The organism is Candidatus Sysuiplasma acidicola, assembly GCA_019721035.1.
Lineage (GTDB): Archaea > Thermoplasmatota > Thermoplasmata > Sysuiplasmatales > Sysuiplasmataceae > Sysuiplasma > Sysuiplasma acidicola.
On record JAHEAA010000006.1, the window covers coordinates 108,122 to 115,570 of the forward strand.

Consider the following 7,449-nt stretch of genomic DNA (forward strand, 5'->3'; position numbering starts at 1 on the left):
AACAATCATCACGAATTCATTCAGGCACCATGCGGGATGTCTACACACTTTTCTTAGGTCGTATTGCTGCTGAAACAGGACGGCCGGCCAGTTCCGTGAATGTGTGCACTTTAACATGCGGTCAATCCGCTCGTTCGACAAAAACCTCGTCTGAAAGCCTTTCCGCAGGTATGACGTCCCTGACTTTCCAGAGCATCAGACATGCGGTGAAGCCAAGCGCGGCCACGATGCCCCAGAGAACTACCGGAGTCCGGGAAAACACGGTGAGAAGCACAGAGCCAAAGAGCACAATCACCGGAGCAGCAAAAGCGCCAATAGCGCTGTAGGCACCAAAGTACTCGCCCCTTCTGTTCTGCGGCGCCATCTTCGATATCAGTGTGCTTCCCGTTGGGCTGTAGATGTTTTCACCCATCGTTAAAATTGCTGCTGCAGTGAGAATCATCGGATATGCCGAAAACAGACCGAACATGAAGAACGATACAGCATACATCGCAACACCAATGATCAATCTGTTCAGCTCGGCGAATCGGTTCATCAGCCTGCTTACGGGCAGCTGAAAGAGCACCACAACAACGCCGTTGAGCGAATACATGAGTCCAATCTGTGCCGGACTCAGACGATAACTGCTCGAAAGAAACAGCGTCAGAGTCGTTCCCCATTGACCGAGGCACAGCTGTGCCACAACCATCACTCCGATGATTATCAAGAACGGGCGATCTGATGAGGGAAAGGCAATCAGCGCTTTTCTCAGAGAAGGTATAGCTGTGCTGGTGGCCCCCCTTTCAGGTAGTGTCTCCCGGACGAACATTATGTAGACAACGCCCTCTATTATGTTGCCGGCGGCCGGTATCAGCATGAGCACGCCGTAGCCGAACAGTGCAACGAATCCGCCCAGCGCCGGACCAAGGGAGAATCCCACATTTGATGCCAGCCTCAGGATGCTGAACGCCCTGGTTCTCTCAGAAGGAAGAGTGAGATCTGAGAGCACTGCCGAATCCACCGTCTGCTGCAGATTGCCTATCGGAGTCGCGCAGATAAACGTCAGGAATATGAGTGACAACGGCGCATTCGAAAATATTTCCAGGCCCATCGTTGCGAAGCCCAGTGCCGACAGAAAAGGCATAACTGTGAAAAGCGGCCTCCTCCCTACTCTGTCTGACAGTGCACCGCCGATGATGCCCAGCGGCACCGTCACCAGATAACTCGCCGCGATAATGCCGCCTATGAGCAGATAGTCGGCATGCCTGTCCGTCAGGAAGTATACGGGGAGCAGTATGACTGCCGAAGACCTGCCGAGTGTGCGAATCATGTCTGCGAATCCGACAGCATACACGCCGCGTGAATTCCTGCCGAAAGCGCGTTTCCCTTTCATGGTGTTCTGATTGCCAGAAAGGACAGCCTAGATAAACCTGATTGTAAGCCGTTGTGGCAACAGGGCAGACGTCCCTTCACTCCCAGGTGGATATATCCAGCTTCGGAAAAATGGGGTGCATCTTTTCGCAGTTTTCGAGGAATTTTCTGTCCTCTTCTTCTGTATCGTTCTTCGAAGCAATCTCCATGAGTCTGTCGAAGCATCCTGAATGTGCGAGTTGATGTTCGGCGTCATCTTCCGCCTGCATGCCCGGAAAGGCATCCGGGATGCGTGCGTAACCTTCCAGAAGCAGGAGTTCTCTTCCCGCCTGTTTTGCGATTCTCTCTTTCGTCCCGGATTTTTTCAAACCCATATTGTGCAGAAGTGCAATGTGCCTGGCTTCGTAATCGTGAATGCTTTTCAGCAGACTCCGGGACGAATCGTTCCACACGTTATCCTGATTGAGCTCAAATCTGCAGAGTAAATTGCTGAGGCTTACTGTTTCCGCCGACACTGTTTCGCGGGCGCATTCTCCAGCTGTCTTCGCTAATATGCCGGAACCGTTCATTTTGCCGAACACTTTCGAAATCCAGCTTGGTCCTTCATGCCACAGGCTGCCGAAGAGTTCTGCGTCCGCAGCAACTGTGATTACAGCTCCTTCACCCGATAATGATTTTTCTACGACTTCTCCCAGAAAATCGGATGCATGCTGCTCTACTCTTGAAGCCGCAGCTTCAGGTGAATACGTTTCTCTGCCTTCTGCAGATGCGCCGTCACGTGCTCTGTGCCAGTACCGTATGCCCCCGGGAACGCTCTTTGCGCCTGATTCCAGATAATCGGCGTCTGTGGCGTAGCCGCCTTCACAACGGTGCCACTCCGCGGCAGAAGCAACGGTCCCTGTAAGTACGGCGAACGTGCCATTACTGCCTTTCAGGATAAATGGGGAATGCAGTTCATGCCCACGTTCAGATAAAACCGGGCGGATAACATCTGCTTCGCCATTGTCCCAGGCCATATTATTCGAATTCGCATCGGTAATGAAGTATGACAGTCCCGCCGCTGCCACGGCGTCATCGATTGTCTTCCAGGGGGATTTTACACCTGCGATGTGCCCGCCTCCATTGCGAAGACCGCGTGGGAGTGCTCCAGGAATCCAGATGCCGCCGGGAGCGTGTCCAACATGCTCCTCGAAAGCTCTCGCGCCCACCGTGATCTGTGCCCTGATGCATTTCTCGTTTCCAAGCATATGGAGCGAAGGATTGGTGGCAGCAGTCGTCAATAATTCCAGACCACGGCTCTCAAGTCTTGCGAGTTCCGCCGTTATGTCTCCGCCGATATCATTGAAGAGGAATGTCAGTTCGTCATATTTTTTAAGCCAGTATTCCGCGACTCTCAGTTTCTCTTTGTTACCAGACTCCGCAAAGTATCTGAGGTCTGAGGTCAGGCTTTTTACGGAGTTGTCCATAAAATGCTCGAAACCCGATCTGAAGCTGCCGTCTGAAAACAGCGTAAGGAGGGGTGGAGATACAGACATGCTTATGCCAAGTCTTCCCTCATTTTCAGCGATATTCCTGAAGGTCTGAATAATCTGCAGGTAACTGTCCCTGACTGTTTCATAAAGCCTGATGTGCGAATACGTCCCGTTTTCGGGGGAGGCCGGATATTCATAATGGGCATTCAGCAGAAGCGATAAGAGGTGCGGGCCGCTCATCACACATCATCGCTTCTGCCCGACAGCCCTTTCAGCATTTCCTCCAGGGAGCCGAACTGGACCTTTCTGCCTTCGCTGTCTATCAGTGCGATGCCCAGAAGCTCATCCCTCTCTATAATCACTCCAGCATCGTATTTTCCCAGTTTCAGCTCTTCCATGAATTCGTCTCTGTTGCGGAGTCCGCCGCTGTCCATAAGCATCGGATTGAATATTCTATACTCGACGCCGGCCTTTTGCAGCAAGGGCTCAACGACCAGCGAAACCGGATCAGCCTGTGTGTCCACGAGCACCTTCTTCGCCATCTTCCTATTCATGATTGAGAGGAGATGGTCAACGTAATCCTCTATCCCGTTGGTATACTGCATCAGCGATCCGATATCATTTCTGGAACACGATTCATCTGCGGTGTCTTGAACAAGCTCTCGTATCTTGAGCAACCCTTCCGCGTGCATGTTCCTTCCGTCCTTGCCGTATACATGTATCTGAACCTCATCACGGTAGGATGAAACATACACGGATCCGTCCAGATGCTGGTTTACCGTCCCGTATCTGAGTACCTGACTCGGAACAAGCCTGAAGTCGAGAACCTGTGCGCCTCTCGCAACGAGGCCGCTGACTATGCATCTCCTGGCGAACCTGGAAACGGCGTGACCATCTCTGCCGGTGCCTATCGTAGCTCCTTCTCCGAAGAATTTGGCTATTGCTATCCCTGTTTTCGTAATGTTCAGCGGTTCGTATCTCTCCCACGAATACAGTCTCATTTTTATCACGTATGCAACATTTTTGTGCCAGGTCCCAGTCTTGAATGAACCCATATCTTTATGTTGTGGCCGATTCGGCTTCCTTCTCCAATTCTTGTCCTGTCGCCTATGACCACACCCTGATCAAGGGTTACAGACTTTCCCAGCACCGCTCCTTCGCCGACAATAGCCTCAGATAACACCGAATCGTCACCTATCTCTGTGTTGCTGTATATAACGGAGTGGGATATCGTAACATTCTTTCCTAGTGTAACATTGTCCCCAAGGACTGCAAAGCCGTCGATGTCCACCGAGGCCGCTATGGAACAGTTGCTCCCCGTCACCAGTCTTCCATACTTCATGTCTTCGTATTCAGCGGCCGCAGTATTCCTGAGCCCGGACTCCAGTCTCCCTTCAACCATGTCCCTTGTCGCTCCAAGATATGTGCTCGGTATACCCACATCGTTCCAGTAGTCGTCGAATGGGTGACCGCCAATGGCCTCTCCTTTTGACAGCATTGCCGGAAACAGGTTCCTGGAGAAATCGAATTGTGTCCTCTCCGGTATAAGTTCAAGGACGCCGGGCTCGCAGACATACATTCCCGCATTGACAAGGCTGCTGAACGCCTCCTCCCTCTTTGGTTTTTCCAGGAATCTCGTCACCCTGTTCATGTCATCCATTATCGCCACACCGTATTGCGACGGATCCCTGACGCTCGAAAGCGCCATTGTTATCTTTGTGCCCATCGACTCATGTGCACTGATCAGTTTTCTGAAGTCGAGTGTGGTGAGCACATCTGCAGATACGACAATAAACGGCTCATGCAGATCGGACGCCGCATGTTTCACCGCCCCGGCTGTCCCGCGCATGATGTTGTTCGTCGTGTATTCCACCTTCATTCCAATGCGCTCGCCATTCCCGAGATGTCTAACGATGCTGTCGGACAGGTAATCCACAAGCACTGTTGCCTCGTCTATGCCCGCATTTTTCAGGCTCTTCAGCATATGATCGAGTATGGGCTCATTCAGAAGGGGAATCATCGGCTTGGGTCTTGTTGCGGTGAGCGGAAGCAGTCTTGTGCCTTTGCCTGCGGCCATTACAATGGCTTTCATTGATGCACACCTCCATTGTCAGTTCTCACCGTATTAATCTTCCCGTCAAACTCCATGCGCTCCCTGGCTTTATGGCCTTTGCGTTGTCGTCAAATACAATCCGAACGAAACCTCATATGCCGCTGCCGTTCAGACATGTTAAGGAAACTATCTAAGCGTCAACGAATATTTCATAATTTTGGCGCTCAACAGTGACAGCGATCAGCCTTCCAGGCTATGGTAACACCTCCACGTGTGATACATCGTCAGCGTCAACTGTGAAGCAAGATTCACAAAGGCATCGGAGACGATTTGGCAGCTCGAGCCTCGGGTCAAGCGCTTCCAGCGTAACAAATAAACTCCTACAGACACACTTTAAGACAGCAGGGAAGACGTTAGCATCATGATTCTTAAGGCTACTCTGCCCATTATTGCATCTTTCGAAAGCGGGCGCATATCAGATCGCGTCAGGGTTGCGAAGAATCGGGTAAAGCCTGACGAAGGCATACAAGGTCTGGAAAGAATCCCGGAAGGTCAGTGAGAGCAACAGTAAGGAAGATCGGGAGGGCACATGTTCTCAGGGAGGAAAGCATGCTATGGGCACTTTTGGCGAAGCATGTCGGCCTGCCGATTTCAACGATACGGAATGCAGTGAGTTTCTACAGGAAATCAGGGGAGACGGGCAAAAAGTTCCTGCCACCTATCAAACAGACAATTGCTCGGCGGCGATCATAAAGCAGGCTTAACGGCCCCGATTCTTTACCAGTTTCTCAATCGCCATGGTGACAGCACTGTTGACAGTGGTGTCATTGTCCACTGTCCAGTATTTGAGTGCTTTATACGACTCTTCGTTCAGTCTTACTGTTATTTTTCTATATTCCTTCATTGCTTCTTTCATTGCCATGTCTCGTCTAATGCTGCCAATCCGACCTTGTCAAATTTTCGTTGATATTCCATAGAGTAGAGTTCTCGGTAACGTCAGACCTCTACTCTATCAAAGATGCTGACGGAAGCCTTTAAGTCAACTTTTTCAAGCAAAAGTTGACAGGGTCGCCAATCCGGCATATTTATAAAGTTGTGTTGCCGTACCTACGGCACATAAATTGCATAATTTGAGAGTGGCTGAAATGAGCGTTGAGCAGAGTCAGAACAGCTCAGTTATCGTGCAATCGAGAAAAGGGACCATCGGGAACATCTGCAGGAAACTGAGGGCCGTCACGTTCACGGTCCTGTTCCTGCTCGCAGGCATGTTTGTCATAGTGCATGTGGCTGCGGGTGTGGCGAAGGCGTCATCGATACCGACGAACTACTACTTTACAGGATACCTTGGGAATGACACGATTTATATGACAACTGATCACTCGTTTTATCTTGTAACAAATTCACAGGGCCAAGCTATAGGTAATAGTGCGTATCAGACTGCGAGCAATAGCTCAAATGATATCCCTAATGCTGTCCAGCTCAATCTGAGCAATAAACCCTACAACGCAACAAACTATTACTATAGTGGTGGTGCAAACAGTGAGTTTGAAGCCGAACTTTTCGTCTCGGGTGTAGGAGGCGCAAATCAGTATATTTATCAAGCCAGTAGTGACACTTACGGAGCCGCGGGTTTGAAAATCGGGGTGAAGGAAACCATTGGCGGGACAGATCCGGGTGCAGTTTCTACAGAAATCCAGACCGTGCATAACACTGGTCTGAATATATCCCAAACTTCAACAGGTGAAGGAAAAACTTTGAAAACAGTTGATACCGCGGTGAATGTGGCTTTGACTGCCGCAGCAGTCGTATTCCCCGAGATAGCGCTTCCTGTTGCAACATATCTTATAATGGATCAATTTGTCGGGCCATCGGGTGTCCTGAATCAGGGAGCCATGGCCTCCAATACCAATGGCTTTACTGGATCGGGCTCAAGCTGGGAATGGGGAGGAGTTGTCAATGGCAGTACAGTGGTAACTTCAGGAAATGAGGCAGCGGGGCACAACGCATATGGTGTGGGGACAATGATTCTGATTACGATAAGCAACTTTCCCTCAGTAGCTTCAAGCGTAGGAGGGGGCACAATTACTTTATTCACTCAGAATGAATTATTTGAATTGACTAGTAACGGTTTTATGAGTTATTTTAATGGTTCAGGGACTTCAGTAAACATGTATCTTGCTCGGGCTGTTTCCATAGGCGGTTATGCCTACTTGCGCTCCGGTGTTCCGGACGCCAACAGTGTCGTCATATTGCAGCAGGACATGGGAGGTGTAATCGTTAATTTTGCACTGAAAACAAATGCAACCGGGTATTGGCATTTCTTTGCCGAACCCGGAGCAACATACACACTCTCCGCCAGTTTCTCTAACGCTCTTGGAACTGTTTCCAAGACTGAACAGATACCTTCCAGCGACACCGGAACAGCTGAGACCGGTGGGAATATAACTGTCTCTCCGATATACATCGGGGCTGGCGATGTTACAGGTCGTGTAACCGATTCAGCCAACGGTTATCCGATAAGCGGTGCAACCGTTTCCCTGGCTGATTCGAGTGGTTCAGTGTCGACGAAAACCA

7 protein-coding genes are annotated in these 7,449 nt (G+C 50.4%); 2 read left to right on the forward strand and 5 right to left on the reverse strand.

Annotated features, from left to right (window positions below; genetic code table 11):
- Positions 1-121: 121 nt before the first annotated feature.
- The 4 genes from KIS30_04530 to KIS30_04545 all read right to left on the reverse strand — a co-directional run bounded on the left by KIS30_04530 (position 122) and on the right by KIS30_04545 (position 4,914).
- Positions 122-1,372, reverse strand: coding sequence for an MFS transporter (locus tag KIS30_04530; GenBank protein ID MBX8646008.1), 1,251 nt, complete (start codon positions 1,370-1,372; stop codon positions 122-124).
- Between the two features lie 76 nt (positions 1,373-1,448).
- Positions 1,449-3,062, reverse strand: a complete 1,614-nt coding sequence (locus KIS30_04535; GenBank protein ID MBX8646009.1) for a DUF1957 domain-containing protein — start codon at positions 3,060-3,062, stop codon at positions 1,449-1,451.
- Complete coding sequence (locus tag KIS30_04540) at positions 3,062-3,832, reverse strand: hypothetical protein (protein ID MBX8646010.1); 771 nt, start codon at positions 3,830-3,832, stop codon at positions 3,062-3,064. The genes KIS30_04535 and KIS30_04540 overlap by 1 nt, the downstream gene beginning before the upstream one ends.
- Positions 3,829-4,914: an NDP-sugar synthase gene (locus KIS30_04545; GenBank protein MBX8646011.1), complete on the reverse strand. Its 1,086-nt coding sequence runs from the start codon at positions 4,912-4,914 to the stop codon at positions 3,829-3,831. Before KIS30_04545 ends, KIS30_04540 begins: the two co-directional genes overlap by 4 nt.
- A 382-nt stretch (positions 4,915-5,296) precedes the next feature.
- Between KIS30_04545 and KIS30_04550 the strand changes: the two genes are divergently transcribed.
- Entirely contained in the window at positions 5,297-5,434 is a 138-nt protein-coding gene (locus KIS30_04550; protein ID MBX8646012.1) for a hypothetical protein, read from the forward strand.
- A gap of 201 nt (positions 5,435-5,635) precedes the next feature.
- Here the strand turns inward: KIS30_04550 and KIS30_04555 are convergent, their stop codons facing one another.
- Entirely contained in the window at positions 5,636-5,797 is a 162-nt protein-coding gene (locus tag KIS30_04555) for a hypothetical protein (protein MBX8646013.1), read from the reverse strand.
- A 223-nt stretch (positions 5,798-6,020) separates the two neighbouring features.
- Here KIS30_04555 and KIS30_04560 point away from each other — a divergent pair.
- Positions 6,021-7,449: hypothetical protein (locus KIS30_04560; protein MBX8646014.1), on the forward strand; the 1,429-nt coding region annotated here is incomplete at its 3' end.